Raw genomic sequence first — 4,027 nt, 5'->3', positions numbered from 1 at the left:
TCGAGGCTGGTTGATGCTGGCATGTTGATTGTCCTCCTCGTTGTGGAATCGTGGGGTACTGCTCCCCACTGCAACGCTACGGGAATTGGGCGCGTTTGTGGGAGAATTGACAGCTATTCAGGCCCTTGGATGTTTGCCAACGCAAGATAAAAGGAGTAACCGGTACTCAGCGAACGGAATTGCGTGGCCAGGAACGGGCATGAGAATAGACTCAACGCACGATGCGACATACCGTAGAGGCATGAAGAATGCTCTTGATACTGCGGCCGTTAATCTTCGACTCGACCTTCTGGGGCTTCCAGTTCCCTCAGATACGAAAGATAGCGAGGAGACTCAGCTCGTTGACCCGATCATCGCACGGCAACGCGAACTTGATCGCCGCTTGTCTCACCGCTTGCCTGCCGTTGATGGAAGGATCCAGACCTTCTTGGATTCCTACCTGCAGGGCACGGATACCCATCCGCAGCTTCCTCGAGAAACGTTCGTTCTCGATCAGCCGGGTTTGGTGCGCACGCTCTCTCTACCTCCCAAGAGCGATACCTTCGCCTCCGAACACCTCACCAGCTATCGCATCCTCAACGGCGTCCTGCACAACCCCGCGAATGACAGGCGCACCACGAAGGGCGTTTTCCATATCGCCGATGGTGGGCTTCCAGTTCAAGATGACAAGATCGAAGTACCTCGCGCCGTGTTCGGGAGGCTGCTAGAGCATGCGTTCCAGCCACCGGAGGATGCGATGACCCTGCCGTATACGGCAGGAGAAGCGACGCCGGTTGGCTGCTGGGTTTCCCTCCTGCTGCGTCCGATCGTGGTTCCCGAAGTCCCCGGTTTCAGCAAGCAGCGCACGATGGAGACCCGCTTTATTGCGCCGGGCACCCTCGTAGCGAACCTCGACTTTGTGGAAGGGATCTTCGGCAATGGCGGCGATCCCTACCTTCCAGAATTCGATGCCTCGCTGGATCCGGAATCATGGACGGGCCACACCGGCCTTGTTGTTTTGGCACCGCACCTGACCAAGCTGACCAAGAAGGAACTGGGCCTGCCTCCTTACGATGAGGCCACGGAACGCCAGCGCCGCGATGGCCAGTGCTGGACGGATCCGGGCGAACTCTACAACGATGGTGGAGCCTTCAAGTGCTGCGCCCGCGATGAACGCGGCGTTATCACCACGGTGATCGCGGACAACTACTTTGGCTACTGCAAGAAGGAAGTCAAAGCACAGATCAGCTATTCGGCCAACCTTCTGGGCCTCGTTGAAGAAGAGCATTCTGGCGGGGCGCGCGTGTACCCGCAGTACAACCTTGGCCAGCATTACATCGAGAAGTACGGCGATCCGTCCTATTCGCTTGAGGAGATCGTTGAACGCGACCCCCAGCGTTTCGAACCGCAACCCGGCGGGCAGGTGCTGGATCTGGAGAACCCCAACAACGTGTTGGTTCCCGGGGGTGCCACGTTCAGCCTGCGCACCGCAACCGTGGAATGGACCAACCCGGACGGATCCGAGCAGACAATCCCGCTGCATGACGGCGTGAAGTATGTGTGCCCGGACGGCTACCAGATTTCCATGTTGCAGGTATCGGAGAGCCCGGCCCTGTGGACGTTGATTGGCACTGCTCCAACCTCTACCACCTACCACAAGCCGGCAACGGTGTCCGGCGGAGGAAAGTCAGAGGTTTCGAAGGCCATCCAAGATGCCATCATCAACGGTGACGCTTTCGCCCCCGATTTCGATGAGGATATGGCGAAGGTGGATGTGATCCTCAAGCACAACTATCAAGAACGCTTCGTTGATCCAGCCAACCGCGATGAACACTCGCGTTCCGTCCTATCTGATCGCCGTTCCATCGGCTCGGTGATCAAGCTACTGACGCCATCATCTGACTACACGGATGAATACAACGAGTGGCTGGATTCCATTCCTTCCTACATCAAGGAACTGACCTTCATTGTCAAGCGCTTCTACCAGCCCGAATGGGGAGAGGATTGGCTCAGCCACTTCACCACCGGTGTGGTGAACGGGCGTAAGGGTACCTCGCTGCGCTTGGACGGAGATAAGATCCGCACATCGATGCTGCGTGTGGGCTATGAACCGGATAGCTCGTGGCGTCTGTTTGGCCTTCGCCACGATTTCTATCCAGCAGCCAAGGTTCAAACCGAGGATGACATCACTGCCAGCGAAGTTGTTCCCGTTGATGGGGGAGCCGCGCTCTCGCGCAAATACGTGCGCAACTGCGAGCAGCTCCTCTTCCAGCGCCCCGACGAAGCAATCCATCGTGGCTACGACAAGCAGGCTGAACGGGACATGGCAGCAGCCGGCACGTTCCTGTCCAACTATCAGCCACTGAACCGCAAGGAGGCGGTTGCCTTGGTAGAGGACGCCGTGCGGTTTAGCCAGTACACCAAACCGATGCAGGACGTCCTCCGCCAGGCAGCCTTTGGTCCTCAGGACCAAGCGGGCTACGTGGTTTCTTCTGCTCATCCGCGCCTTGTTAACGGCACACCAACAAAGAATCCGCGCTACCTCCAGATCCGCCCTGATGTTGCCCACCCTGAGGCAACAGCCAGCGCCGGTCTTGGTTCTCGCATCAACGCGAGGATCTCCATGGATACGCCTTTCGAGCTGCCGGTGGATGTTATCGCAGCCGGGCGGCGCAACAATCCGGCGGATGAGGGTGTCCCACCTCTGGCCTGCTACGCGCCGCTCCACTACATGGAACTACCGGAACTCTTCATGGAGTTCATTAGTTCGATGACGGGCAAGTCTCCATCCACCACCGGAGCCGGCTCCGAGGGCGCCATGACGAAGGGGCCGTTCAACGCGCTACCCTCGATTATCGATCTGAACGCGGCCATGCTCTCCTTCGCGCTGACCGGATACGACGGATGGCTCTCCTCGGCCGGATTCGTGGGCCCGCACGTGCAGGTGGATCACGACGTGTCGATGCTGATCCCTGAGGTGTTCTGCCGGATGAACGATGATGAGCTCAACGCGAAGAACCTCGTTGCCGAGGGATCCCTTGAGCCGATCCGCGACGTGGAAATCGGCGGTCAGAAGGTTGAGGCCTCGCGGCTGGGCTACCGGATGACAGGAAAGTTTGCCACCAAGTACTTTGGGCGCATCTTCCTTCATCCCCACTTGGTGTTTACCGAGGAGATGCTACGTCCTGAGCTTCAGGATCAGGACGTATACGCAGAATCCATCGCCACTATTTTGGAAACCCACCGGCGCGTGGCCGAAGCCTACGTCTCGGATGGCACCATCGGCCTCGGTGTGCCACCGATCAAGGGCCTACTAGAAATCATGGCGCACGGGCAGACCGCCGAAGGCCTCACCCTTCATGATGAGGCGTTCCGCAGCCAGTTCGAACGTGAGAACATTCTGGCCTCCGAGTGGTACCACCAGCGGCTTGAATCTGAGCGCCAGTCCTCCATCAGCTTTGCTGAGCGCGAGCTGGCCTCACTGAACGATTTCCTTTCCCGCCAGGGCGACACGGCTGGGCGCCGCGCCACGATGGAGGAGCGTAAGGCCAAGGTAGTTTCTGAGCTTACTCACCTTCGCAATGCGCCGGCTTCTGAGTGGAACGGCACGCTGGGCAGGCAGGCGCAGTGGCATCCCGAGAGCTAGGTGAAGCTTCTCACGGCTTATCTCGATGATTGTGAGCGTTGAGGGTATTAGGCTCGTCTGCTGGGCCTAAGGGCCCAATGCCCTCACCTCACTTTCTTGGAGAACACCTATGTCTCACGCACGCTCTGCTTCATGGGCCATCACCGCGCTAGCCGCCGGTGGCTTTGCGGTGGGCACCACCGAATTCGCTTCGATGAGCCTGTTGCCGTGGATTGCTCAGGAGCTGGGCGTGACGAACCCGCAGGCGGGGCTGGCGGTAAGCGCCTACGCGATCGGTGTGGTGGTTGGCGCCCCGTTGATTACCGCACTCACGCCCCGCACGGATCGCAAACGCCTGCTCATCATGTGCGCCACGATCTTTACCGCTGGCAACCTGTTAACAGCGATCGTCCCGAACCTGCC

2 protein-coding genes are annotated in these 4,027 nt (G+C 59.1%); both read left to right on the top strand.

Annotation, left to right across the window (positions count from 1 at the left end; all coding sequences use genetic code 11):
- Window positions 1–241 precede the first annotated feature (241 nt).
- Window positions 242–3,625 carry a hypothetical protein gene (locus tag ACTHV6_RS11155; RefSeq protein ID WP_441387640.1) on the top strand — a complete coding sequence of 1,128 codons (3,384 nt, stop codon included), beginning with the start codon at window positions 242–244 and terminating at the stop codon, window positions 3,623–3,625.
- A 109-nt stretch (window positions 3,626–3,734) separates the two neighbouring features.
- A partial coding sequence (locus ACTHV6_RS11150) for an MFS transporter (RefSeq protein WP_441387639.1) occupies window positions 3,735–4,027 on the top strand: 293 nt, incomplete at its 3' end.

Source organism: Ancrocorticia sp., assembly GCF_052089425.1.
Taxonomy (GTDB): Bacteria; Actinomycetota; Actinomycetes; order Actinomycetales; family Actinomycetaceae; genus Ancrocorticia.
The sequence above is the reverse complement of the archived record's forward strand: the minus strand, read 5'-3'. Positions and strand labels throughout refer to the sequence as shown.